The organism is Kitasatospora sp. NPDC007106, assembly GCF_040634455.1.
Taxonomy (GTDB): domain Bacteria; phylum Actinomycetota; class Actinomycetes; order Streptomycetales; family Streptomycetaceae; genus Kitasatospora; species Kitasatospora arboriphila.
The window spans coordinates 1-24,413 of record NZ_JBEYFP010000024.1 but is presented as its reverse complement, the minus strand read 5'-3'; the positions used below and the strand labels follow the sequence as shown (position 1 = coordinate 24,413).

The 24,413-nt window shown below is 71.9% G+C and carries 18 protein-coding genes; 12 read left to right on the top strand and 6 right to left on the bottom strand.

From position 1 onward, the window contains the following. Nucleotides 1-32 precede the first annotated feature (32 nt). The 3 genes from glp to ABZ641_RS05025 are packed head-to-tail and all read right to left on the bottom strand — an operon-like array spanning nucleotide 33 to nucleotide 3,294. Nucleotides 33-1,355, bottom strand: coding sequence for a gephyrin-like molybdotransferase Glp (glp, locus tag ABZ641_RS05035; protein WP_359979264.1), 1,323 nt, complete (start codon nucleotides 1,353-1,355; stop codon nucleotides 33-35). A 24-nt stretch (nucleotides 1,356-1,379) separates the two neighbouring features. After that, the gene (galU, locus tag ABZ641_RS05030; protein WP_344625958.1) at nucleotides 1,380-2,300 is read right to left on the bottom strand and encodes a UTP--glucose-1-phosphate uridylyltransferase GalU; all 921 of its coding nucleotides are present in this window, start codon (nucleotides 2,298-2,300) and stop codon (nucleotides 1,380-1,382) included. Between the two features lie 55 nt (nucleotides 2,301-2,355). Then, complete coding sequence (locus ABZ641_RS05025) at nucleotides 2,356-3,294, bottom strand: GGDEF domain-containing protein (protein WP_359979261.1); 939 nt, start codon at nucleotides 3,292-3,294, stop codon at nucleotides 2,356-2,358. A gap of 58 nt (nucleotides 3,295-3,352) precedes the next feature. On the opposite strand from ABZ641_RS05025, the gene ABZ641_RS05020 reads away from it, so the two are divergent. Next, entirely contained in the window at nucleotides 3,353-3,958 is a 606-nt protein-coding gene (locus ABZ641_RS05020) for a 5-formyltetrahydrofolate cyclo-ligase (RefSeq protein ID WP_359979258.1), read from the top strand. A 22-nt stretch (nucleotides 3,959-3,980) separates the two neighbouring features. Here the strand turns inward: ABZ641_RS05020 and ABZ641_RS05015 are convergent, their stop codons facing one another. Continuing rightward, entirely contained in the window at nucleotides 3,981-6,722 is a 2,742-nt protein-coding gene (locus ABZ641_RS05015; protein WP_344625955.1) for a penicillin acylase family protein, read from the bottom strand. A 221-nt stretch (nucleotides 6,723-6,943) separates the two neighbouring features. Here ABZ641_RS05015 and ABZ641_RS05010 point away from each other — a divergent pair, with 221 nt between their 5' ends. The 5 genes from ABZ641_RS05010 (at nucleotide 6,944) to mscL (ending at nucleotide 11,684) form a co-directional block, all read left to right on the top strand. After that, nucleotides 6,944-8,428: a potassium/proton antiporter gene (locus tag ABZ641_RS05010; RefSeq protein ID WP_344625954.1), complete on the top strand. Its 1,485-nt coding sequence runs from the start codon at nucleotides 6,944-6,946 to the stop codon at nucleotides 8,426-8,428. Between the two features lie 337 nt (nucleotides 8,429-8,765). Next, nucleotides 8,766-10,166: an MFS transporter gene (locus ABZ641_RS05005; protein ID WP_359979281.1), complete on the top strand. Its 1,401-nt coding sequence runs from the start codon at nucleotides 8,766-8,768 to the stop codon at nucleotides 10,164-10,166. Nucleotides 10,167-10,286: 120 nt separating this feature from the next. After that, on the top strand, nucleotides 10,287-10,592 hold the full coding sequence (locus ABZ641_RS05000) for an FmdB family zinc ribbon protein (RefSeq protein WP_344625953.1): 306 nt from the start codon (nucleotides 10,287-10,289) through the stop codon (nucleotides 10,590-10,592). A gap of 316 nt (nucleotides 10,593-10,908) precedes the next feature. Beyond that, on the top strand, nucleotides 10,909-11,190 hold the full coding sequence (locus ABZ641_RS04995) for a hypothetical protein (RefSeq protein ID WP_344625952.1): 282 nt from the start codon (nucleotides 10,909-10,911) through the stop codon (nucleotides 11,188-11,190). 77 nt (nucleotides 11,191-11,267) lie between these two features. Then, nucleotides 11,268-11,684: a large conductance mechanosensitive channel protein MscL gene (gene mscL / locus ABZ641_RS04990; RefSeq protein ID WP_359979254.1), complete on the top strand. Its 417-nt coding sequence runs from the start codon at nucleotides 11,268-11,270 to the stop codon at nucleotides 11,682-11,684. 53 nt (nucleotides 11,685-11,737) lie between these two features. On the opposite strand, the gene ABZ641_RS04985 is transcribed toward mscL, so the two are convergent. Both ABZ641_RS04985 and ABZ641_RS04980 read right to left on the bottom strand, forming a co-directional pair. Continuing rightward, nucleotides 11,738-11,971, bottom strand: a complete 234-nt coding sequence (locus ABZ641_RS04985; protein ID WP_359979251.1) for a hypothetical protein — start codon at nucleotides 11,969-11,971, stop codon at nucleotides 11,738-11,740. A 108-nt stretch (nucleotides 11,972-12,079) separates the two neighbouring features. Continuing rightward, nucleotides 12,080-12,961, bottom strand: coding sequence for a sigma-70 family RNA polymerase sigma factor (locus ABZ641_RS04980; protein WP_359979278.1), 882 nt, complete (start codon nucleotides 12,959-12,961; stop codon nucleotides 12,080-12,082). Nucleotides 12,962-13,397: 436 nt separating this feature from the next. On the opposite strand from ABZ641_RS04980, the gene ABZ641_RS04975 reads away from it, so the two are divergent. The 6 genes from ABZ641_RS04975 to ABZ641_RS04950 all read left to right on the top strand — a co-directional run bounded on the left by ABZ641_RS04975 (nucleotide 13,398) and on the right by ABZ641_RS04950 (nucleotide 23,918). Beyond that, nucleotides 13,398-14,387, top strand: coding sequence for a phosphatase PAP2 family protein (locus tag ABZ641_RS04975; RefSeq protein ID WP_359979248.1), 990 nt, complete (start codon nucleotides 13,398-13,400; stop codon nucleotides 14,385-14,387). A 307-nt stretch (nucleotides 14,388-14,694) separates the two neighbouring features. Further along, nucleotides 14,695-16,707, top strand: coding sequence for a murein biosynthesis integral membrane protein MurJ (gene murJ, locus ABZ641_RS04970; RefSeq protein WP_344625948.1), 2,013 nt, complete (start codon nucleotides 14,695-14,697; stop codon nucleotides 16,705-16,707). 593 nt (nucleotides 16,708-17,300) lie between these two features. Further along, on the top strand, nucleotides 17,301-19,325 hold the full coding sequence (locus ABZ641_RS04965; RefSeq protein ID WP_359979244.1) for an N-acetylmuramoyl-L-alanine amidase: 2,025 nt from the start codon (nucleotides 17,301-17,303) through the stop codon (nucleotides 19,323-19,325). Between the two features lie 139 nt (nucleotides 19,326-19,464). Continuing rightward, a complete protein-coding gene (locus ABZ641_RS04960; RefSeq protein WP_359979241.1) occupies nucleotides 19,465-20,709 on the top strand; it encodes a serine hydrolase domain-containing protein in 1,245 nt (414 codons plus the stop codon). A gap of 1,077 nt (nucleotides 20,710-21,786) precedes the next feature. Beyond that, the gene (locus ABZ641_RS04955) at nucleotides 21,787-23,679 is read left to right on the top strand and encodes an ATP-dependent endonuclease (protein WP_359979238.1); all 1,893 of its coding nucleotides are present in this window, start codon (nucleotides 21,787-21,789) and stop codon (nucleotides 23,677-23,679) included. A gap of 17 nt (nucleotides 23,680-23,696) precedes the next feature. Further along, the gene (locus ABZ641_RS04950; protein WP_359979235.1) at nucleotides 23,697-23,918 is read left to right on the top strand and encodes a KTSC domain-containing protein; all 222 of its coding nucleotides are present in this window, start codon (nucleotides 23,697-23,699) and stop codon (nucleotides 23,916-23,918) included. Nucleotides 23,919-24,413 lie beyond the last annotated feature (495 nt).

The window sequence follows — 24,413 nt, the reverse complement described above, 5'->3', positions numbered from 1 at the left end:
GAATACCGCGCTACCGTACAACCCCGGTGGTGTCAGTCCGTGAGAAGGACCACGTCGACGCGGCTGCCGGCCGGCAGCGCGGTGGTGTCCTCGGGGACGGCGATCAGGCAGTCGGCGTGCGCGAGCGCACCGACCAGGTGCGAGGAGGCGCCGCCGACCGGGGTGACGGTGCCGTCGGTGCCGTACCGGCCGCGCAGGAACTGGCGGCGGCCCGCGGGCGAGGAGAGGTCCGCGGTGCAGACCGCGGAGACGACCGGCCGGTGCACGTCGGGGGCGCCGAGCATGGTGCGGATCAGCGGCCGGACGAACAGCTCGAAGGAGATGTACGCGCTGACCGGGTTGCCGGGCAGGGCGAGCAGCGGCACGCCGTCCTTGCCGAGCCGGCCGAAGCCCTGCGGCTTGCCGGGCTGCATCCGCAGCCGCCGGAAGTCGACGCCGCCGAGGTCCTCGCCGCCGTGCAGCGGCTGGAGGGCCTCCTTGACCACGTCGTAGGCGCCGACGCTGACGCCGCCGCTGGTGACGATCAGGTCGGCGTGGGCGAGCTGCTCCTGCAGCACCCGGCGGAGCACGGCCGGGTCGTCCGGCACGCCGCCGATCCGCACGGCCTCGGCGCCGGCGGCGCGGGCGGCGGCGGCGAGGGCGAAGCTGTTGGAGTCGCTGATCCGGCCGGGGCCGATCGGCTCGCCGGGCTGGACGAGTTCGCTGCCGGTGGAGAGCACCGCGACCCGCGGGCGGCGGTGGACGGCGACGGTGGCGCGGCCGATCGCGGCGAGCAGGCCCAGCTGGGCGGGGCCGAGCAGGGTGCCGGCGGTGAGCACCGTGGTGCCGGCGGTGATGTCGCTGCCGCGGCGGCGGATGTGGGCGCCGGCTGCGACCGGGCGGAGCACCTGGACGGTCTCGCCGGCGACGGCGGCGGTCATCGCGTCGGCGGCCTCGCCGGTGCCGCTGCCGCCGTCGGTCCACTCGACCGGGGCGACGGCGTCGGCGCCGGGCGGCACCGGTGCGCCGGTCATGATCCGGGCGGCCCGGCCGGGCCCGACCTCGGGGAGTTCGGCGGCGCCGGCCGCGATGTCGCCGACCACGGCGAGGGCGACCGGCGCGGTGTCCGCGGCCCGCAGCGCGTAGCCGTCCATCGAGCTGTTGTCGAAGGGCGGCAGGTCGACGGCGGCGGTGACGTCGGCGGTGAGCCGGCGGCCGAGGGCGTCCAGCAGGTCGACCTCGACCGCCGGCAGCGGGGCGGCGGCGGCGAGGACGTCGGCGAGGTGCTCGTCGACGGTCCACGTCCGGGGGGCGGCCGGGGCCCCGGCGTCCTCGCAGCAGGGGTCGTTGCTGCCGTGCGCGGGGCCCGCGGTCATCGCCTCACTCGCCTTCGTGATGGGTCAGCTGTGCATCTCGGTGGCGACGAACTGCCGGAGCCAGTCCCGGAACTCGGGGCCGAGGTCCTCGCGCTCGCACGCCAGTCGGACGATAGCGCGAAGGTAGTCGGCGCGGTCGCCGGTGTCGTAGCGGCGGCCCTTGAACAGCACGCCGTGGACGGGGCCGCCGCCGGTCTCGTCGCGGGCGGCGAGCTCGCGCAGCGCGTCGGTCAGCTGGATCTCGCCGCCGCGGCCGGGCGGGGTCTTGCTGAGCACCTCGAAGACGGCCGGGTCGAGGATGTAACGGCCGATCACCGCGTAGTTGGACGGGGCGTCCTCGGTGTCCGGCTTCTCGACCAGGTCGGTGATCCGGAAGACGTCGTCGCCGAAGCCGTTCGGCTTGACGGCGGCACAGCCGTAGAGGTGGATCTGCGAGGGGTCGACCTCCATGAGGGCGACGACCGAGCCGCCGAGCTCCTGCTGGACCTCGATCATGCGGGAGAGCAGCGGGTCGCGCGGGTCGATCAGGTCGTCGCCGAGGAGAACGGCGAAGGGCTGGCCGGCGACGTGCTGCTCGGCGACGAGGACGGCGTGGCCGAGGCCCTTGGGGTCGCCCTGCCGGACGTAGTGCATGTTGGCGAGCTGCACGGACTCCTGGACGCGGCGCAGCCGGTCGTGGTCGCCCTTGCGGGTGAGCAGCTCCTCCAGCTCGTAGGCCCGGTCGAAGTGGTCCTCCAGCGCGCGCTTGTTGCGGCCGGTCACCATCAGTATGTCGGACAGGCCGGCGGCGGCGGCCTCCTCGACGACGTACTGGATGGCCGGCTTGTCGACCACCGGCAGCATCTCCTTGGGCGTCGCCTTGGTCGCCGGGAGGAAGCGGGTCCCCAGGCCGGCAGCGGGCACGACGGCCTTGGTGACGGGGGTGCGGGCGTGCGTCTTCGTCATGCGTCGACCTTACTGAGGCGTTTCAGCGCCCTGTGAGAGCGAGGTGAGTGGGGTGTTAAACCCCGTCCCGAGCAGCGGCCGTGGCGGCAGCGGTGCGGGCGTGGCCGACGGAGGTGAGGGTGGCCTCGGTGCCGGTACAGGCGGACAGACTACCCGGCTTTCCCGCCGCCTCCGTCGGCCCGTCGGACCTCCGCCGGCAGCGCACCGCAGGTGCGGGCTCGGGTGCCGCCGTGGGGACGGTCTCCACCGGGGCTCCGCGCCAGCAGTCGCCGCCCGCCCGGCGGGCCTCGGCGAGGGCCCGGTCGGCGGCCCTCAGCAGCAGGGCGGCGTGGGACCCGTCGCGCGGCAGGACGGCGATGCCGACGGCGGCGGTGAGGCCGTTGCCGCGGGCGGTGGCGGGGGCCCCGGCGGGGCCGGCCGGGGTGTCGGCGGGGCGGGGCTCGGCGCCGCTGCCGGACCAGTCCAGCAGCCGGTGCCGGCGGACCGTCCAGACGAGCCGCTCGGCGACCTGGACGGCGCCCTCGGCGCCGGTGTCGGGCAGCAGGACGAGGAACTCCTCGCCGCCGTAGCGGCCGAGGGTGTCGGAGCGGCGGATCTCGACGGCGAGGCGCTGGGCGAGGTCGCGCAGCACGGCGCCGGCCCGGCTGCGGCCGTGCTCGGCGACGACCCCGTCGAAGCCGGTGATCTCCAGCATCAGCAGGGCGAGCGGGCGCTTCTCGTCGCCGGCCGCGGCACGGCGGGCACGCTCGATCTCCTTGTCCAGGGTGATCTGCAGGTGCCGGTAGTTCCACACCCCGGTGAGCGGGTCGCAGGAGGCCGTGCGCTGCAGTTCGTCGCGCTCCTGGCGCAGCTCGGCGACGGTGCCCTGCAGGGCCGCCTCGCGCTCGGCCGCGGTGGCCGCGGCCCGGCGCAGCCGCGCGCCCAGCAGCCCGGCGCCGGCCAGCGCGGGGGCGCTCAGCGCGGCGAGTGCCTGGACCAGGAGCGGGGTGGACATGTGGCGCCTTCCGCATGTCAGGCTCGGGGCACCGATCGGTGCCGAGCTGTGGGGACCCATGACTGCCAATCCATTGCACAACGACAAGGCCGCCCTGAGGTCACGCCTGCTGGCGGGACGCCGCGCACTGTCACCCGCTCGGCGGGCATCGGCGGCCGGGGAGCTGGCCGTGCACGCCGCCGCGCTGGCCGAACCGGGCTGGACGGTGGCGGCGTACGTGTCGGTCGGCGGCGAGCCGGGCACCGGTCCGCTGCTGGACGCGCTGGCGGCCCGCGGGGTGCGGGTGCTGCTGCCGGTGCTGCTGGCCGACAACGACCTGGACTGGGCGCCGTACGAGGGGCGGGAGGCGCTCGCCCCGGCCTCCCGGGGCCTGCTGGAGCCGATCGGGCCGCGGCTGGGGCCGGAGGCGGTCTGCGGGGCGCGGCTGGTGCTGCTGCCGGGTCTGGCGGTGGACCGCCGCGGGGTGCGGCTGGGCCGCGGCGGGGGCAGCTACGACCGGGTGCTGGCCCGGCTGGCCGCGGCCGGCGCCGAGCCGCTGCTGGCGACCCTGCTGTACGAGGAGGAGCTGCTGCCCGAGGTGCCCGGCGAGGCCCACGACCTGCCGGTGGACGCGGTGGTGACGCCCTCGGGGGTGCACCGCTTCCGCGGGGGCGCCGCCGGCTGAGCGGCGGCGCCCCCGCGGCGGGTCAGCCGTTGGTGAGCGTCATGGTGTGCGCGGTCGCCTTGGTGACGGCGTCCGGCGAGTACGCCCAGGGCAGCAGTTCGCCCTTGGCCCACAGCTCGGTCTGGTCGTTGTAGTTGCTGTGGAAGGCGTGGCCGGAGGCGCCGCCGACGTTGATCCAGCGGGAGGCGTCGAAGTCGGAGAGGTCGACGACCATCCGCATCGAGGGGATCCAGTCCACCTGGTAGCCGGCGGCGGCGTTCCACCCGGCGGCGTTCACCGCGGCGCTGCCGCCGGAGAGCCGGTACGGGCCGCGGTTGAGCAGCCGGTGCACGAAGCCCGAGGCGATCGAGGAGTCGTCGCTGCCGAGCGTCGTCTCCTTGAGCGTCAGGGTGTGCAGCCGGCCCCAGCTCCAGGTGGAGATGGACTTGCCCAGGTAGGCGGTGAGGTCCTGGCGGGCGTTCTTCATCGCCTGGGCGAGCAGGTTGTTCAGGCCGTGCTGCGGCAGGTGGTCGGAGTCGATGTAGTTCCACCAGGTGCTGTCGGGCTGCGCCAGCTGGGTGCGGACGACCTCCGTCCAGCGGTCGCCGCCGTCCGGCTGGGCCTGGTCGGGCTTGCGGGTGCCGCACTCGGTGACGGGCTTCACCTCGCCGTTGACCGCGTCGTCGGGCAGCGTCGAGTTGGACTTCTGACGGACCAGCAGGCAGTCGCCCTCGGCGCGCAGCGAGGCCGGCAGCTTCTGCCCGAAGGCGAGGGTGAGCAGCGCCCGCCAGACGCCGTTGTAGTAGGCGGCGGCCGCGGAGTCGGCGTCCTGGTGGTAGTTCCAGTCCTTCAGCAGGTCCTGGGCCTCGCGGACGTACGGGTCGGAGATCTTCACCTTGAGCAGCAGCGGGACGAGGGTCCTGGCCATCACGCTGGTGTTGTCGAGCTGCATGGCCTGCATGTCGTCCGGCGAGATCTTGCCGCCGTTCTTCAGCCGGCCCTCGATCTGGTCGGTGATCTCCTTGGCGCGGGTGCCGTACTCCCAGTCGGTGGTGATGGAGAACGGGTAGCCCTTGTCGACCACGGCCTGGTTGGCGGTGACGATGTAGCCGGAGGCCGGGTTGTAGCTGTAGGGCAGCGACTTGAAGGGGACCGGGTCCTTCTTCCAGTCGTAGGCCGAGTCCCAGCCCGGGGCGGGGTAGCGGCCGTCGCCCTTGCCGCGGACGGGGATGGTGCCCGGGGTCTGGTAGCCGATGTTGTTCTCGGTGTCGGCGTAGATCAGGTTCTGGGCCGGGACGGCGAAGTCGGCGGCGGCCTTCTGGAAGCCCTTCCAGTCGGCGGCGGCGTCGAGCTCGAAGACGGCGTCCATCGTCCGGCCGGGGGTGAGGGCCGTCCACTGCAGGGCGACGCCGTAGCCGCTGGCGCGGTCCGGGGCGGCGTTGCCGGCCGGGGCGTAGGTGCCGACGTTCTGCTGCTCCGAGGACTGGTCGGAGATCAGCGGGCCGTTGACGGTGGTGCGGACGGTGATGGTGCGGTCCTCGCCGCCGGCGACCTTGATCGTCTCCTTGCGGGTCTGGAACTTCACCTCCTGGCCGTCGCGCAGGTAGGTGTCGGGGCCGGTGACCTTCTCCAGGTAGAGGTCGGTCACGTCGGCGCCGAGGTTGGTGAAGCCCCAGGAGACCTTCTTGTTGTGGCCGATGACCACGCCGGGGGTGCCGGCGAAGGTGAAGCCGGCGACGTCGAAGCCGCACTTGGGGCCGACGGTGCGGCAGTGCAGGCCCATCTGGTACCAGACGGACGGCATGCCGGGGCCCAGGTGCGGGTCGTTGGCGAGCAGCGGCTTGCCGGTGGTGGTGTGGCTGCCGGAGACGACCCAGGAGTTGGAGCCGATGCCCTGGCCCTGCGGGCCGAGCAACTGCGGCACGGCGGCCATCTTGTCGGAGAGGTCCTTGAGGACGGCCTGGGTGGCGGCGCGGCCCTGCGTGGTGCCGGTGCCGGCCGTCGCGGCGGCGGTGCCGGGCGCGGCGCTGCCGTCGGCGGGCTTGTAGGTGCCGTCGGCGGCGAGCTTGCCGGTCTTGACGATGGTGCCGTTCCGGTCGTACGGGTACGCCGGGTACAGCTGGTCGATCTCGCTCTGCTCGAAGTTCTGCGCCAGCAGCGCGCGGTCGATCTCCTCCTGGCGGTTGCCGGAGAGGTTCCAGGCCATGGCCTTGAGCCAGGCCACCGAGTCGACCGGGGTCCACTCCTCCGGCTTGTAGTCGCCGTTCACGGCGCCGAGCAGGGCGTACTCGAGGGAGGCGCCGGCCCCGCCGGGGTGCTCGGCGAGCCAGGCGTTCACGCCGTCCGCGTAGGCCTGCAGGTACTTCTTGGTCTCGGCGGAGAGCACGGTGTCGTACTCCTGCTGCGCGACCCGGCGCCAGCCCATGGTCCGCAGGAAGGCGTCGGTCTCGACCTGGCCGGAGCCGAACATCTCGGACAGCCGCCCGGCGGTGATGTGCCGGCGGACGTCCATCTCCCAGAAGCGGTCCTGCGCCTGGACGTAGCCCTGGGCGCGGAAGAGGTCCTCGGAGGTGTCGGCGTAGAGCTGGGGCACGCCCTTGTCGTCGCGCTTCACGTCGACCGGGGCGGCGAGGCCGGCGACCCGGACGGTGCCGGTCAGCTCGGGGAAGGAGGCACGTACGGTGTGGACCGCCCAGTAACCGCTCCCGCCCAGCCCGGCGATCAGCATCACGACCAGCACGATCACGATCAGACGGGCGCGCCGGAACTTCTTCGAGCGGGGCATCTGGGTCCTTGACTGGGGGACGTGGCGGCGGAGACAGCTCACCACATTAGGTCGGCTCAGGTGGCGGACGTGCACCGGGGACGCCCACGGTTGGATCAGAGGGGACGATACCCCGGAGGGATGACCGGAAGGGAAGGCCGAGGGGCCTCGATCAAAGATCAAGTAAAATGTTAGACTGAGTAACGACTCATCAGCCCCTCCTGCCGCAGAGGTGCCCCTGCGTGACCGTCGACCACCTGAACGCGTTCCTGCTCGAGTTCTCCGTGATCCTCCTGGTCGCGGTGGTCGCCGTGCGCATCTCCACCGGCTCCGGGCTGCCCAGCCTCCTCGTCTACCTCGGCATCGGCATCGCCCTCGGCCACAACGGCCTCGGCCTCGCCTTCGACAACGTCGCCCTCGCCCAGGTCCTCGGCTACGCGGCCCTGGTGGTGATCCTCGCCGAGGGCGGGCTGAAGACCAGCTGGCGGGCGATCCGGCCGGTCATGCCCGCCGCCGGCGTGCTGGCCACCTTCGGCGTCGCGGTCAGCGTCTTCGTCACCGCCGCCGGCGCGCACTGGCTGGTCGGCCTGGACTGGCGCACCGCGCTGCTGCTCGGCGCGATCGTCTCCTCCACCGACGCCGCAGCGGTCTTCTCCGTGCTGCGCACCGTGCCGCTGCCGCGCCGGCTCACCGGCCTGCTGGAGGCCGAGTCCGGCTGCAACGACGCCCCGGTGGTCATCCTGGTCGTCGCCTTCGCCGCCACCGGACCGCTCGACCCCTGGTACGTGATGGTCGGCACCATCCTCGGTGAGCTCGCCGTGGGCGCCGCGGTCGGCTTCGCCGTCGGCCGGATCGGCGCCTGGGCGGTCAAGCACGTCGCCCTGCCGTCCTCCGGCCTCTACCCGATCGCGGTGATGGCCCTGACGGTGCTGGCCTACGCGGGCGGCTCACTGCTGCACGGCTCCGGGTTCCTCGCCGTCTACACCGCGGCGGTGATCCTCGGGAACTCCAAGCTGCCGCACGGGCCGGCCGTCCGCGGCTTCGCCGACGGCCTCGCCTGGATCGGCCAGATCGGCATGTTCGTCGTCCTCGGCCTGCTGGTCACGCCCAGCGAGATGGGCTCGGCGATCGTCCCGGCGCTGGTCTGCGGCGCCGTGCTGGTCTTCCTGGCCAGGCCCGCCTCGGTGCTGCTCTCCCTGACGCCCTTCCGGCTGCCCTGGCGGGAGCAGGCGCTGCTCAGCTGGGCCGGCCTGCGCGGCGCGGTGCCCATCGTGCTCGCCACCATCCCGATGGTGGCGGCGGCCCCGCGGGCCCAGGAGGTCTTCAACATCGTCTTCGTGCTGGTCGTGGTCTTCACCCTGCTGCAGGGGCCGACCCTGCCGCCGGTCGCCCGCGCGCTGCGGATCGGCGAGGGCGACCTCGGCCAGGACCTCGGCATCGAGTCCGCGCCGCTGGAGAAGCTGCACGGCCACCTGCTGTCCGTCTCGCTCTCCCCGGAGTCGAGGATGTCCGGCGTCGAGGTGGGCGAGCTGCGGCTGCCCAAGGGCGCCGCGGTCACCCTGGTCGTCCGGGAGGGCAGCAGCTTCGTGCCGGAGCGCACCACCATCCTGCGGGCCGGCGACGAGCTCCTCGTCGTCACCACCGAGGAGGTCGGCGAGGCCGCCGAACGCCGGCTCCGCGCAGTCGACCGGGGCGGCAAGCTGGCGGGCTGGCTGCGCGGCCGCTGAACCGGCGGCCGCCGGGGCGGGATGTGACCTGCCTTGCATCAGCGGCCTCACAGGGCCCGACTGCCATATAATCGATCGATACGGAAGATCTACACCTAGAAAACCCGCAACATCTGCCTGATGCAGAGTTGGCGCGACCGCTCGGCGGCCGCGGTCCGCAGCACCCTGCCTGACGCCGGCACCCGCACCACCCCACAGCCGGCAGGACCCGGTATCTACCCCGGTCGACGCGCGAGAGGACGACTCTCGGCGCCGTCGGGGCCCACCCGTTCCCCGGCGCGCTACCAGGCAGCAGGAAGGACCGACCGTGACGGCCCGCCGAACGGTCGACGACACCCTGTCCCCCGGCACGCCCGCGCCTGCCGGCCCCGATGCCGCACCCGCGTCCGCACCCGCCCGGGTCGGCTACGCGGAACTGCTGCGGACCCCCGGCGCCTGGACGTTCCTGGTCCCCGCCTTCGCCGCCCGGCTGCCCTACGCCATGCTGAGCCTGGGCATCGTGCTGCTCGTCCTGGACACCCACGGCTCGTACGGCACCGCCGGCGCGGTCGCGGCCGTCTCCGCCGTCGCCCAGGCCCTGGTCGGCCCGCAGACCGGCCGGCTCGCCGACCGCCACGGCCAGGCGGCCGTGCTGCTGCCCAGCGTCGCCGTGCACGCCGTGTCGGTGGCCGCGCTGATCGGCCTGGCACTGGGCCACGCCCCGGCCTGGGCGCTGTTCGCAGCCGCCGCCCCCGCGGGCGCCTCGGTGCCGCAGATCGGCGCCATGGTCCGGGCCCGCTGGGTCTCCCGGCTGTCGGACTCCCCGGCCACGCTGAACACCGCGTTCGCCTTCGAGTCGGTCACCGACGAGTTCACCTTCGTGGTCGGCCCGGTGCTGGCCACCGCCATCGCCACCACGGTCACCCCCTCCGCCGCACTGATCGCCGAGGCCGCGCTGACGGTCGCCGGCGGCCTGGCCTTCGCGGCCCAGCGCCGCACCGCCCCGGCCCGCCACCCGCGCACCGCCGGCGGCCGCGGCCCCTCCGCGCTCTCCTCCCCCGGTGTCCGGCTGCTGGCCGGCGCCTTCCTCGGGGTGGGCACCGTCTTCGGCGCCATGCAGGTCTCGGTGACCGCGTTCGCCGAGTCGGTCGGCCGCGCCGGCGCCAGCGGCACCGTGTACGGCATCTTCGCCGGCGGCTCGATGCTCGCCGGCGTGCTCTACGGCCTGGTCGCCTGGCGCCGCTCGGCCCGCAGCCGGATGCTCGGCTGCTACGCCCTGCTGGTGCTCGGCTGCTCGACCCTCTGGGCGATGCCGAACCTCACCGCGCTCTCCGTCGCCGGACTCCTCTGCGGCCTGGCCATCGCGCCGACCCTGATCACCGGCTACACCCTGGTCGAGACGCTCGTCTCGGACGGCGCCAAGACCGAGGCCTTCACCTGGCTGACCGGCGCCATCGGCCTCGGCCTCGCGGTCGGCTCCACCGTCGCGGGCCGACTCATCGACTCGGGCGGGCCGTCCGCCGGCTTCCTCGTGCCGGTCGTCGGCGCGGGCCTCGGCCTGGTCGCGCTGGTCGCCCTGCGGGGGCTGCTGGTCGCTCCGCGGGACGCCGCCACGGCCGCTCCGGTCCGCTCCGCGTCCGGGGCGCAGGCCGCGGACGACGGTCTCCGGGCGGGCGGGCCGGCCCCGGCCGGCACGGCCGCCCGGGACGCCGACGGCACCGGGCCGCGGCAGCTCGTGGGTGCGGGAACCGGGCACTGAGGCCCCGGGCCCGGCGGCCCGGACCCATCTCACACCCGGCATCGCTGGACTGTTCCAGCGGAATACCGCATCATTGACGATCGTTAGCACTCATCAGGCGAGAGTGCCAGGAGGAAGCAAGTGCCCACGTACCAGTACCAGTGCACCGAGTGCGGCAACGGCCTGGAGGCGGTGCAGAAGTTCACCGACGAGGCGCTGACCACGTGCCCCGACTGCCAGGGGAAGCTCCGCAAGGTCTTCTCGGCGGTCGGCGTCGTGTTCAAGGGCTCGGGCTTCTACCGCACGGACAGCCGCTCCTCCTCCAGCAGCTCGGTGAGCTCGGGGTCGTCCTCGACCTCGTCCACCGGCTCGTCCTCGGGCTCGACGTCCTCCGCGCCGGCCGCCGCGTCCTCGGGGTCGACGGCCTCGGCGCCGGCCGCGAGCTGAGTCTTCGCACCGGAGGCCCGGTGCCGCACTCCCCCGTGGAGAGCGGCACCGGGCCTTTGCGTGTGCGCCGGGGGTTGCGGCTGCGCCGGGGGTTCCGGCCGCGCCCCGGTGTACGGCCGGGGTCCTGCCTGCGCCCGGTGTGCGACTGAGCAGGCGTGCGGCATTGATTGCGCCGTTCGGGTGAGGCGGGTTTTCCACAGGCCGGGGTTTTCCACAGGGAATCGGTCGGCAATTCCGGAGGTGCCGGGCTCGGCGCATTCTGCTGTCCGCGGGCCCGGCCGGGTCCGCGGACCGCCGACCGGAGGCCGCCGACACCGTGACCACCCACCTCGCTCCCCCGCCGCCGTGCTCCGTCCCGCCCCGCCGGAGCGTGCCCGACTTCCCGCCGATCCGCCGCGGCTCCGGCGGCCGCCACCGGCTGCAGCAGGCGGTACGCCACCGCCCCGGGGTGCTGGCCGCCGGGCTGCTCGCCGCCGCCACCGCCCTCGCCGCCGGGCCCTTCCGGCCGGGCCCCCCGCCGATGGCGGCCGCCTCCACGGCGACCACCGAACCGGGAGCGGCGCCGCGCTGCACGGGCACCGCCCCGCCCCCGCACTGAGCGGCGGGCGGCAGTGCTCCCCGAAATCCGGCGCGCCGATTTCCTGACCGGCCGATCCGCTGTGGTGTCGTTGCGGGATGAAGGGTTTCAGGGAATTCCTGCTCCGCGGAAACGTCGTCGATCTCGCGGTCGCGGTGGTGATCGGCGCGGCCTTCACGAACATCATCAATGCGTTCGTGAAAGGCATCATCAATCCGATCATCGGCCTGTTCGGCACCAAGGACCTGGCGTCCTACCGCTCCTGCCTGAAGGGCCCGTGCACACTCGCCGCGGACGGGTCCGTCTCGTCCGGCGTCTTCATCCTGTGGGGCGAGGTGCTCAGTGCGGTGGTGCAGTTCGTGATCACGGCCGCGGTGGTCTACTTCGTCTTCGTCCTTCCGATGCTGCACTTCATGGCGAAGCGGAAGACCGCGGAGGAGGAGGTCCTGGAGGCGGAGGAGAAGGAGGTCGTCCTGCTCACCGAGATCCGCGACGCCCTCGTCCGCCGGGGCTGACCGACCGCATGGCCGCCGGACGGGCCCGCGCCGGGCCGCAGCGCCCGCGGGAGCTAGTCGCCGTGGTGCGGGGGCCGCTGGCTCAGGTACCAGTCGAGCCCGCGGGCCGAACCACCGCCGGGGCGCTCGCCCCAGCCGGCGTCGGTGTCGTCGGCGGTCTGCCGGTCCAGCGGGTCGCCGAACACCAGCCGCGCCGCGGACGGCCCCTGCCGCCCCGGCTTCGTGCCGGACTTCCCGCCCGGCTCCTCGCCCGGCTGCCCGTCCTGCTCGACGGTCCGCTCGCCCATCGTCCTGCCTCCCGCTCTCTTCTCCACCAGCCTAGGTGGTGCCGGACGGCCGCGGGCCCCGGCCCGGGGCACTGCCCGGACCGGGGCCCGCGAACGCCGCTCCCGCGGTCAGGCCGCCTCGAAGCCCGCATGGTCGGCGATCTTCTTCAGCTCGGCCAGCGCGTGCTTCTCGATCTGGCGGATCCGCTCACGGGTGAGCCCGTGCTGCTTGCCGACCTCGGTCAGCGTCCGCTCCCGGCCGTCCTCCATGCCGTACCGGGACCGGATGATCGACGCCGTCCGGTCGTCCAGCCGTCCGATCAGGTCGTCCAGCTCCTCGCGCCGGAGCATCACCATGACGGCGTCCTCCGGCGAGACGGCACCGGTGTCCTCGACGAGGTCGCCGAACTGGGTCTCGCCCTCGTCGTCGACCGACATGTTCAGGCTGACCGGGTCCCGCGCCCAGTCGAGCACGTCCTTGATCCGCTCCTCGGTGGTGTCCAGCTCGGCCGCGATCTCCGCGGGATCGGCCTCACGGCCCAGCTCCTTGGACTTCTCGCGCTGCACCCGGCGGATCCTGCCGAGCTCCTCGACGAGGTGCACGGGCAGCCGGATGGTGCGCGACTGGTCGGCGATCGACCGGGTGATCGCCTGCCGGATCCACCACGTCGCGTACGTGGAGAACTTGAAGCCCTTGGCGTAGTCGAACTTCTCGACCGCCCTGACGAGGCCCGCGTTGCCCTCCTGGATGAGGTCCAGCAGGGGCAGGCCGCTGCGCGGGTACCGGCGGGCCACGGCGACGACCAACCGGAGGTTGGACCTGATGAAGACGTCCTTGGCGCGCTCCGCGTCCTCGGCTATCGCCTCCAGCTCCTCGCGCCTCGTACCCTCGGGCAGGGCGCCCTCGTCCAGCAGGTGCTGGGCGTACACCCCGGCCTCGATGCGCAACGAGAGCTGGACCTCCTCGGCGGCGTCGAGCAGCGGCGTCCTGGCGATCTCGTCGAGGTACATGCCGACGAGGTCGCGGTCGGCCTCAAGGTTGGTCGGCCGGGCCGAGCGAGTCCGGTCGGCCCTGTCGCGAACGACGGCACGAGTGGCCATGCTTGCTCCCTTGCTGGATTGCCGGGTCTGCGGCGCGGCTCGCGCGGGGCTGCGCTGCTCATACAAGTGCGGGCCTCCTGGAGGCTCACGCGTAACGATCCAACGCACAGAAATGGGACAACATTCCCAACTCACTCAGATTTTCGCGCCTCATGCAGTATCCTGCCGATTTTCACCGAGGCGATCGACGCTCCGCCATCGAGCGGCCACCGTGCGCAACAGTCGCGGGCGCTACCGCCCCTTCCAACGAACAACACCTCCCGATCGCACCTTCTCCGCACAAAAGATGCCGAATCGCGATCGCGCCGGGTCCGCTCCGCACACCGCCGCTGGGAAGGTGTCTGCCATGCACCCGTCCGCCGTTCCCGCCGCCCGTCGGCCCGTCGCCCGACACGCCCTGTGGGCACTCGGTGGCACTCTGCTGTTCGGGGCGCTGCTCGGGCTGGTGGCGGGCGGCTGGGGGCCGCTGACCCGGCTCGACCAGCACTGGGTCGGCGCCCTGCACGGTTACGCCCGCCGCCACACCGCGTGGACGGCCTCGATGCAGACGCTGGGCGACATCGACGGGCCGGTCACCATGCGGGTGCTGCTGTTCGGCGCCGCGGCCTGGCTGTGGGCGATCAGGGCCCGCACCCTCGCCTCCTGGGCCGCCGTCCAGGGCGCCCTCGGCTGGGCACTCGCGATCGGCCTCGCGGACGTCGTGGGCCGGGACCGCCCGCACTTCGCCGACCCGGTCGCGCACGCCGACGGCGCGGCCTTCCCCTCCGGGCACGCCATGGCCTCCGGCATCACCTGCGCGGCACTGGTCGCCCTGGTCTGGCCGCTGGCCGGGCGGGCGGGCCGGATCTGGGCCGTCGGAGCGGCCGCCGTGGCGGTCCTGGCGGTCGGCTGGAGCCGGATCGCCCTGGGCGTCCACTGGCCGAGCGACGTCCTGGCCGGATGGCTCGCCGCCGCGGCCCTGCTGGGCTGGGCGACGGTCGCCGTGGAGCTGTGGCGGCCCGGTGCGCTGGCCCGGGACTTCCGCCGCGTCGACCGGCGGACCAGGCCCCGCGTGCAGCGCGTGCTCGCCCGCGGTGCGCCCACGAGTAACGCGGACGAGGCCGGCGACGAGAACGGTGACGACTCCGGCGACGGCGGCAGTGCCGGGTCGCCCCGACGTGCACGCGGCGACAGGAACAGCAGGGACGACGGGGACGAGCTCGACGACCCCGGGGACCCCGAGGGCCGGGACTACCGGAACGGACGGAACGACCAGGACGGCCGGAACGGCGCGGGCCGTGCCGACGCCCCCCGCGGCGCCGCGGACGAGGCCCCCGTGCCCCGCCGGCACAGCTGACATGCAGTGATAAAGCTCACACGATCGGGCGCCACCCCCGCGGTGAAGGGACGACGATGGCGGCCGATCACTCCGAACGGATTGCAAGCCTCGCCGACATAACCGGACATAGAGCCACAATCCATCACCCTTCACGCCACCGGGCCGTTCCGGCCCCCGATATCCTCCGTGGGCACAGGGCTGCCGCCCGCGACACCGGCCTCCCCAGGGAGTGCCGCGGTTTGGCAGACTGCTCCGGTTGGGTGCACCTGTGCGGAGGCCCCACAGCCCCACCGCCCAGGCACCGAGTGACGGGGATCCGATGACCATGAACACCACGGGTGAGTCCCCCGACTCGTACGCCCACCCGGACCCGCCCACCATGGCCCTGCGCAAGATCCCGCCGCAGCCTCCGGAGGCCGGGCGCACCGGCGATCCGTCGCAGGCCGCGGGCACCGGGTACCCGGGGGCCCCCGCCCAGCCGGGCGTGCCGCCGCAGCCGGGTGCCTTCCAGCAGCCCGGCGTGCCGCCGCAGGCCCCCGCCACCGTCCCCGCGCAGCGCCAGGCCGAGGGCGAGGCCCCGGCCGCGCCCGCCGCCTCGGTCGGCCGCAGCGGGCTGATCATGGCCCTCGGCACGCTCTCCTCGCGCGCCCTCGGCTTCGTCCGCAGCGCGATGATCATCGCCGCGCTCGGCGCGGCCGGTCTCGGCGACTCCTTCAACGTCGCCAACTCGCTGCCGAACGTCGTCTACATGATGCTCATGGGCGGCGTGCTGGCCTCCGTCTTCGTCCCCGAGCTGGTGCACGCCGCGCAGACGCACAAGGACGGCGGCGTCGCCTACACCGACCGGCTGCTCACCCTCTGCGGCGTCATCCTGGTCGTGCTGACGGTGGGCGCCTGGCTGCTGGCCCCGACGATCGTCGACCTCTACTCGAACTTCGACGGCGCGCAGCGCGACCTGACCATCGCCTTCGCCCGGTACTGCCTGCCGCAGATCTTCTTCTACGGCGTCTTCACCCTGCTCGGCCAGGTGCTCAACTCGCGCGACCGCTTCGGCGCGATGATGTGGACGCCGGTGCTGAACAACGTGGTCGCGATCGCGGTCTTCGGCCTCTACATCCTGGTCGGCAACGACGCGGACAAGGCCGAGCAGATGACGGCCGGCCAGACCATGCTGCTGGGTCTCGGCAGCACCCTGGGCATCGTCGTCCAGGCGGTCGGCCTGCTGCCCTCGCTGCGCTCCTCCGGCTTCCGCTTCCGGCCGCGCTTCGACTGGCGCGGTGCCGGTCTGACGAAGCCGATCCGCGCGGCGAGCTGGGCACTGCTGCTGGTCGTGGTCACCCAGCTGTCCTTCGCCGTGATCAGCCGGCTGAGCACGGGTGCCGGCGTCCGTGCGGCGAAGGACGGCCTGACGATGGGCCTCGGCAACTTCGCCTACACCAACGCGTACCAGCTGTTCGTCGTCCCGCAGGGCGTCATCACCATCTCCCTGGTGACGGCGCTGCTGCCCGGCATGTCCCGGGCCGCGACCCGGGGCGAGCTGACGAAGATCGGCTCGGACCTGGCCGGCATGCTGCGCTCCTCGGCCGCCATGATCGTCACGGCCACCGTGCTGTTCATCGCGCTGGCCCCGCAGATCGCCGACATCGCCTACGGGCACGGCAAGGTCACCTCGGCCGACTCGTGGGTGATCGCCCAGACGCTGATCGCCTTCGCGATCGGACTGCCGGCCTTCTGCGCCCAGTACGCGCTGTCCCGCGGCTTCTACGCGATGGGTGACGCCAAGACCCCGTTCTGGCTGACGGTGGTGTCGACCACGGTCAACTCGGGCCTGTCGGCGGTCGCGTACTGGCTGCTCAGCCCGCGCTGGATCATCATCGGCATGGCGGGTGCGCAGAGCATCGCCTGCCTGGTCGGTGTCGGCCTGACCGGCTGGGCCCTCGGCCGCCGACTGCGCAAGCCCGTTCCGTCCGCCGTCCCCGCCTCGGCACCGGCCGGCCCGGACGCGACGATGGTGCTGGGCCTGCGCCGCAACGGCAAGCCTCGCAGCGGTCTGGACGGCGGTTCGGTCGTCGCCCTGCACCTGGCCATCACGGCTGCCTGCCTGCCGGGCGCGGCGGCCGCGGTGTGGCTGTCCGGCCGGATCTCCGACGCCACCGGCGGCGGGATGCTGAGCAGCGTCGTCGGCCTGGCCGCCGGTTCGCTGGCCGTCCTGGTCTCGCTGTTCGCCCTGGCCCGTCCGCTCGGCGCGGGCGCGGCGGTGGCCCCGTTCGCCCGCAAGCTCCGCATCCCGTACCCGGAGCCGGCCGCCGCCACGGGCAACGGCAAGCACCGCCGCTGAGGCCCTGTCGATCCCGGCGGCGCCGGGGTCCTCGTCCGGTCCGACGGCCCGGCGCAGCACTCCTGCGCCGGGCCGTCGCCGTACGCCCGTGTCCCGTTCGGAGCAGGGCGGTTCGCCCCGGCGGGTGGATGCCCGTTGCGGAGCCCCTGCCCGGCCCGTTGGACGGGTGCGGTCCCCGGTGGCCGGTGGACGGGCCACCGACCCCGGTTCCGCGTCGCCCGCCCCGCGTCGGCACCGGCGGAGTCCCGATCGGACCTCCCTGCGGGTGCTGCCGCGGCGGGCTCCGGATGGGACCGGCCCCCACGGCCGGGACGGGAACGGGAAGGCCGCTGACGCCGTTGACTGCCGCACGCAGGGCCGGTCGAGGGCCCGCATGGGCCGCACACCGCCGCAGGCACGGCCGGCGGCTGCCGCTGGCGATCACCGCGGCGGTGGCGGTCTCCGCCGCCGGCCTGGCCTTGCCGGTTGGGGCCGCAGCCGCGCAGGGCAGTGCGGATGCCGCGCCTGTCACTGCTGCCGCCGCGCCGGTCACGGCGCCAGCGGGGTCCGGCGTCCTGCAGCGCCGGTTCGCCGACGCGGCCGCCGAGTTCCGGGTGCCGCGGAGCGTCCTGCTGGCGTTGTCGTACCAGCAGACCCGTTGGGAGTCGCACCACGGCGAGCCGAGCACCACCGGCAACTACAACGTGATGGGCCTGACCCGGGTGGACCCCGCCGCGGTCACCCGGGCCCTCGCCGCCGGGCCGGGTCCCGAGGCGGACCTCCGCGGCGACGACTCCCCCGCGCGGCGGGCCGCGCCCGAGGTCCGGGTCGAGGACGGCCCGGCCCTGCACACCCTGGAACGGGCAGCGGAGCTCCTGCACGAGCCCGCGGAGCGGCTGCGGGCGGAGCCGTTGCAGAGCATCCGCGGGGCGGCGGCCCTGCTGGTGGCGTACCAGCGGGAGGCCGGCAGGCCGTTGTCGGGCGATCCGGCGGCCTGGTTCGCGGCGGTGTCCCGCTTCAGCGGGTCCCCGGCCGGGCAGGGCGGCGACGACTTCGCCGACCGCGTACTCGGCACGGTGAGGGCAGGAGCCTCCCGGGTCACCTCCGACGGGCAGGTGGTCACGCTGTCCGCCGCCCCGGCCGTGGCCGCCGGCGACCCGGTCGCCGGGCGCCCCGCCGAACCTTCCGCCGCGCCCTCCGCCGAGCCATCCACCGATCCATCCACCGGGCAGGGCGGCGCCGGGCGCAAGGGTCCGTCGGACGAGAACGCACCCGGCCCGATCGAGTGCCCGGCCGGCCTCGGCTGCGACTTCCGGCCCGCCGCCTACGCGCTGACCAACGCCTCGGACCCGTCCTCCTTCGGCAACTACTCGGTCGCCGACCGCCCCGCCGACGGCCAGCGGATCGACCGCATCGTCGTCCACGACACCGAGGGCGGCTTCGAGGGCTCGATCGCGGCGTTCCGGCAGCCGGCCACGCAGGCCAGCGCGCACTACATCGTGCGGTCCTCGGACGGTCACGTCACACAGCTGGTGAGCACCAGGAACGTCGCGTGGCACGCCGGCAACAAGACCGTCAACATGCACAGCATCGGCATCGAGCACGAGGGGTACGCGTTCCCGGCGGACAAGGCGACCTGGTACTCGGAGCAGCTGTACCGGTCCTCGGCCTCGCTGACCCGGTACCTGGCGGACCGGTTCGGCGTACCGCTCGACCGGCAGCACGTCATCGGGCACGACGACGTCCCGGGCCCGCGCCAGCAGGACGTCTCCGGCATGCACTGGGACCCCGGCACCTTCTGGGACTGGAACCACTACATGGACCTGGTCGGCGCACCCGTGCGGGCCGGCACCGGCGGTCCGGTCGTGGTCGGCGGCACGGTCACGATCGCCCCGGCCTTCGACTCCGGCAACACGCCCCCGGTGGACGGCGCCCCGGCCCGCCCGGAGAACTTCGTCTACCTGCGCACCGCTCCGAGCCCGACCGCCCCGCTGATCGGCGGCGGCACCACCCGGGCCTCCGACTGGCGGGCCAAGGCGGTCGCCGGCACCGGCTACGTGGTCGCGGACCGGCGGGGCGACTGGACGGCGATCTGGTACGGCGGTGTGAAGGGCTGGTTCGACAACCCGCACGGCCGGAGCGCCGCCGCGGACGACCGGCCGGGACGGACGGTCCTGGTGCCCAGGGCCGGCCGGACCTCCGTTCCGGTGTACGGCCGGGCGTACCCCGAACGCGCCGCCTACGCCCCGTACCCGGCCGTCGCCGCGGTCTTCGACCCGGCCGGCCTCGCGCCGGCGCCCTACACCGCGACGATCCCCGCCGGGCAGGGCTACCTCGCGGCGGCGGACCGGCCGGTGCACGGCGACTACTACTACGCGCGGAACATCGACGGCGACGCACCGGACGACCGCACCCTGGTCGTCGGCCGCGACCTCTACTACCCGATCCGGTACGACCACCGGCTGGCGTTCCTGAGGTCGACCGACGTCGTCGCGGTCACCGCGGCCACGGCCGCGGGCGGTTCCGCCCCGGCGACGCCGAAGCACCTGCCCGACCCCGGCACCGGCCGCACCGGCACCGCAGGCACCGTCGCCGGCGACCGCCGTGCACCCGGAGGGCCTCGGCGCCGCCGGCGGTGACCTCCGCGGCTCCGCCACCGGGGCGCCTGCTCCGGCTCCGAACGAGTGGACTCGCCGCGGCGGGTGCCGGTAGGGCGAGAGGTGCAGCGGATCGGGGTGGTGATGTTGCCGTCCGAACCCGTGATCCGGAAGAGGCGCCGTGCGACGCACCCCCCACCACCGGCTGTTCGCCGCAACGCTGTTCGCGGCGTCCGTGCTGGCCCCCATGACAGCTGCCCCCGCCACGACCGTCCACGCCACGACCCTCCACGCAGCGACCGTCCGCACTGCGACCGTCCGCGCCGCGGGCGTGGGGCGGTACGACCCGGACGACTGCCCACCGGACGGTCTCGGCCCCGAGCTGACCGCCCGTCTGGACAGCACGATCGAGGACGTCCGCCGGCAGGCGGGCATTCCGGGCGTCGTGGTCGGGCTGTGGATGCCGGGCAGGGGGAGCTACGTCCGCGCGACCGGTGTCGCCGACACCGCCACCGGCAGGCCGATGGCCGTCGACTCGTACGTCCGGATCGGCAGCGAGACCAAGACCTTCACGGTCACCGCGCTGCTCGAACTCGTCGACCAGCACCGGGTCGGCCTGGACGACCCGATCTCCGCCTACGTCGACGGCGTGCCGGACGGTGGGCGGATCACCCTGCGTCAGCTCGCCGAGATGCGCAGCGGCTTGTTCCCGTACACCTCCGACCCGGACTTCGTCCACGCCCTGCAGAGCGACCCGCACCGGCAGTTCAGCCCGCGGGAGGTGCTCGCGTACGGGTTCAAGCACGACAACACCTTCGATCCGGGTGCAGCCTTCGAGTACTCCAACACCAACCTCGTCCTGCTCGGCCTGGTCGTCGAGAAGGTCAGCGGGCAGCGGCTCGCCGACTTCGTCCAGCGGCGGGTGCTCCGCCCGGCCCACCTGCGCCGCACGCTGTTCCCGCGGGGCGCCGAGTTCCCCGAGCCGCACCCGCGCGGGTACACCGACCAGACGTTGAGCGGGGCGGTCGAGGACGTCACGGACTGGAACCCCAGCTGGGCCTGGGCGGCCGGGGCGATGATCTCCGACCTGCAGGACCTGCACCGCTGGGCCGAGGTCGTCGCCACCGGACGGCTGCTCAGCCCCGGGACCCAGGCGGAACGGCTGAAGACCCTGCCGACGGGCTTCCCGGGCACCGGTTACGGCCTCGGCATCTTCGAGACGAACGGCTGGATCGGCCACAACGGTTCGATCCCCGGCTACGAGACGGTGACCGTCTACCTGCCCTCTCAGCGCGCCACCCTGGTCGTCATGATCAACACCGACGTCCTCAGCCAGGGCCAGGAACCCTCCACCCTCCTCGCCCGGGCGATCACCGCGGTCGCCACCCCGGACAACGTCTACGCCGGCGCCGTCCCGCCCCACTGACCCGCCGAGACCGACCCGCCGAGGCCGACCCGCTCCCGCACCCCGTGACGCCCCTTCCGATCGGGACGTACCTGGCCCACCACATCGAGCACTTCGCCGGACCGGGGGTGGACGGGCACCCGTTCACCGGCCCGCGCAGCGGTCGGCTCCGCCGGAGCAACGGCCGGGACGGGCGGACGAGGGCCGAGCCCGGCGCCGGCGATGACGGGGGCACGGGAGGGGCACGGCAGGACCAGCGGCAGGGAACGGCGAAGGCCCAGGTCGGAGGGATTCACCCTCTGGCCTGGGCCTTTTCGTGTTCCTGGTGTTGTGCCCCAGGCAGGATTCGAACCTGCGACACCGGCTTTAGGAGAACGGGCGTCAGGCCTATCTCCTGACCTGCACTGTTGTCATGCTGGGCAGTTGGGGCCTGCTCCCCCGTTGCGAGCCACAACTCCCCGCAGCTCCCCGCCCGACATGGCACGACAGTGGCACGGCGGCGAGCTCCGTGTACTCTGCCCATGCCCTGCGTCGGCCGGCGGCTGCGACCCACACCTCCGGCCCGTTGTGGAGGGGACCAGCCCGTTCGAGCCGGGCCAGGGGGGTCCAACCATCGGCGGATCAACCGTATGGCCAGGTGCAGTGGCCTCTTCGTCCCGAAGCAACCCGGGTGCCCACCCAACTCGGGGGATCAGCACCGCTGACCTGCATGAACAGTCCGCGAGTGTCCGTGGCTGTCCGCCCAAGTCCGCACTCGTTGTCACGCAGTTAGACACTCAGCGGAACGCCGGACTGAGGTGGCTCAGCCGACCATGGCGTTGAGTGGGCGGAGCGCACGCGAGCTTCAAGAGGGCGGCGTGACTGTTCTTGTGACTCTGCGTCGATGCTGGCCTGCGCGGCGAGAACCTGTCTCCAACTTCATCGGCAGCTCGCCGTGGCTGCCCGCTCGACCTGGCACGGTTGTGGGCTGACCTCCAACACGTCGAGTCACCGACCGAAGCACCATGGGTAGCCATCCTTGCTACCACATCACGCATCTTTCGACCAATCTTTTGCATTTCGATTGAAGACTGGACGATCGGTACGCCATCATGAGCCATGCAGATGAAGCGCGCGCGGATACAGAACTTCCGCTGCCTCGTGGATGCCGAGGTCGGATTCGACGGGGTCACATCAATTATCGGACCGAACGGCGTGGGAAAGTCCACTGTCCTTCGCGCGCTGGATTGGTTCTTCAACGGAGAGAAATCGGTATCGCTAACCGATTCCGACGTCTGCGAGAGCGGCACTTCCCAGAAGATTATGGTGGAGGTCGAATTCGACTCCATCACGCCTGAAGATCGCGCCGAGCTGGGGAGCTACACCCCGGATGGCGTGGATAATCTCATTCTATGGCGCTCATGGGAGAATGGCGAAGATAAGATCACCGGAAAGGCTCTCGCCTATCCTGCATTCCAGCATATCCGCTCAGAGAGCGGGGCCATGGAAAAGCGGCGAGCATACAACCGACTTCGAGAGGACGAGCCACACCTAGGCCTGCCTTCGGTGTCTAGCGAAAAGGCCGTTAATGCTGCCCTGCTGGCCTGGGAGAGAGAAAATCGCGACCAGCTAGTCGAATCGATCGAAGAGGTCACCTCATTCTTCGGGTTTGCAGGCCAGGGAAAGCTCCACGGCCTTTTTGAGTACATTCTCGTTAGCGCAGATCTTCGGGCATTGGAGGAGTCTGCGGACACGCGCGGATCGATCTTCGGCCGCATTATTGAACGAGCGGTTGACCGGCGACTGGCCAACGCCGAATTTGAGGAGCTTGAAGCCAACTCAAATCTCAAGCGAGCAGAAATATCGGACCGCCTGTTTGGCCCCCAGCTAGAACAGATATCGAAAGAGATATCCGAGGCTGTGGGTGTTTTTTCGTCGGGGAGAGGTGTCCGGGTTTCGACTGCGGAGATTCCAAGCAAGCCGTCTAGGGCCACATTCCTGGTCAGAATCCTTGATGGCAGCGTGGAGACGCCGCTCTCAAGCCAGGGCCACGGATTTCAGCGCGCGATGATTATCTCTGCACTGAAGCTACTCTCCGACCGTCGCACTGCTGGCGTGCGTGCAGGCTCTCTCTGCCTCGCCATTGAGGAGCCGGAGCTCTACCAGCACCCAGTTCAGGCGCGTGCTTTCGCATCTGTCCTCCGACGCATCGCGGAGGACCCAATGCAGAAGACGCAAGTGGCATACGCGACACATAATCCTATCTTTGTAGAACCTCGAAAGTTCCACGAAATTCGCCGTATCAGTCGAGAGAAATCACTCGACGGGAAACTCGGCGTTTCAGTTTCTCACGTAACCGTGGCCAACGTAGTCGAGCACCTCGATGGCTATATGGACGGAAATAGGATCGCCAAGCAGCTCGAAAATGCTTGCCTGAACAAACTGTCTGAAGCAATGTTTGCTTCCGCGGTGCTATTGGTTGAGGGAACGACCGACAAGGCGGCAATTGAAGGATTCGCAGAGAGGGAGAGCGGCGGACCCCTATCGGTCGATGGAATCCATGTAGCCGATGCAAACGGAAAGATGGGGCTGATGCTTAGCCACGCAATCCTGAGGCTTCTTGGAATTCCATGCTACGTCGTCTTTGATGGGGACTCCGGCGCAGAAGAAAGGAAGCTTCAAAAGACCGGCGACCCTGACGCGGCCTGGCGGGAATCCCAAAAGGCGATAGGTGAGAATATGAAGATTCTCAGGTATCTTGGGCATTCGGCCGAGCAGTGGCCAGAGACGCGCGCAACGTCTAATTATGCGTCCTTCTCGGACAGGCTTGAAGACTGCATTGAGCGCAACTGGCCAGAGTGGGGTGACCAGCTGCATGAGCTTATTAGCTCGGGCTTGGGATATAGCGACAAGAACTCTTTCACTTACTACGAGGCTTCGCGAACAGCATCCGGCGTTGGTCCCGCCGTATTCAAAGAGATTGTTCAGCATATTCGCAACCTGGCCCATTAAGCGCAAAGGGGAGATCAATGGAACTGAAGCTTGTCCGATCAAGTAACTTGCGAGCCGTAGGCTACGACGAGCACAGTAGGCTACTGGAAATAGCATTTTTGAGCGGGGCGTCGTACGAGTACTTCGAAGTCCCTAAGGACGTCTATCGAAGCCTGATGTCCGCGACGAGTCATGGAAAGTTCTTCGCTGCGTTCATTCGGGGAAAGTATGCCTACCGTAGAGTTATTCGAAAGATCTGACCTCTGGGAACGCGCCATGGCTACTTCCTCTGACTGAGTCCGTCATCTCCCACGGGAGGCCGAGACGTGCCGAGCGCGCCCACGGGCGGTGGAGTGGTTTTGGCCGGTGTCCTGTCTGGTCTGGGGTCGAGCATGATCGGGGGGCCGTAAGCTGCTGCGACTCGGTCAGGGCTCTTTGGGCCTGACCGCAATGTGGCCGAGTGGCCCCCCGTTCTTGCTCGACGCGGGTCCCAGTCCGGGCAGGTGGGTAAAACCGCGGAGCCGCCCGCCCTAGCCCCGACGGGCCTGGTTCTGAGCCCTGCCTTCTGCGCCGTCCCCGCCCGTGTGGGGGTGGAAGTTTGGACCTGTCCGTCTCTGCCCCGGCCTTAGCTCTTCGCCCCTTGTGGGCGCGGCCGGCCGACGGCGAGTGCCCCAGCCGGGGCGAAGACAGAAGGCGGGGCGCGCGCCGGCGACCGGCCGGCGCCGCCGCGCTTTGGCGCGGCACCCCGAACATTG

Excerpts from the sequence above, each read along its gene's own strand:
- mscL (WP_359979254.1), top strand. The coding sequence starts at position 11,268 with ATGAAGGGTTTCAGGGAATTCCTGCTCCGCGGAAACGTCGTCGATCTC.
- murJ (WP_344625948.1), top strand. The coding sequence starts at position 14,695 with ATGAACACCACGGGTGAGTCCCCCGACTCGTACGCCCACCCGGACCCG.
- ABZ641_RS04950 (WP_359979235.1), top strand. The coding sequence starts at position 23,697 with ATGGAACTGAAGCTTGTCCGATCAAGTAACTTGCGAGCCGTAGGCTAC.
- ABZ641_RS04955 (WP_359979238.1), top strand. The coding sequence starts at position 21,787 with ATGCAGATGAAGCGCGCGCGGATACAGAACTTCCGCTGCCTCGTGGAT.
- ABZ641_RS05015 (WP_344625955.1), bottom strand. The coding sequence starts at position 6,722 with ATGCCCCGCTCGAAGAAGTTCCGGCGCGCCCGTCTGATCGTGATCGTG.
- ABZ641_RS05025 (WP_359979261.1), bottom strand. The coding sequence starts at position 3,294 with ATGTCCACCCCGCTCCTGGTCCAGGCACTCGCCGCGCTGAGCGCCCCC.
- ABZ641_RS04985 (WP_359979251.1), bottom strand. The coding sequence starts at position 11,971 with ATGGGCGAGCGGACCGTCGAGCAGGACGGGCAGCCGGGCGAGGAGCCG.
- ABZ641_RS04980 (WP_359979278.1), bottom strand. The coding sequence starts at position 12,961 with ATGTACCTCGACGAGATCGCCAGGACGCCGCTGCTCGACGCCGCCGAG.
- ABZ641_RS04975 (WP_359979248.1), top strand. The coding sequence starts at position 13,398 with ATGCACCCGTCCGCCGTTCCCGCCGCCCGTCGGCCCGTCGCCCGACAC.
- ABZ641_RS05020 (WP_359979258.1), top strand. The coding sequence starts at position 3,353 with ATGACTGCCAATCCATTGCACAACGACAAGGCCGCCCTGAGGTCACGC.
- galU (WP_344625958.1), bottom strand. The coding sequence starts at position 2,300 with ATGACGAAGACGCACGCCCGCACCCCCGTCACCAAGGCCGTCGTGCCC.
- glp (WP_359979264.1), bottom strand. The coding sequence starts at position 1,355 with ATGACCGCGGGCCCCGCGCACGGCAGCAACGACCCCTGCTGCGAGGAC.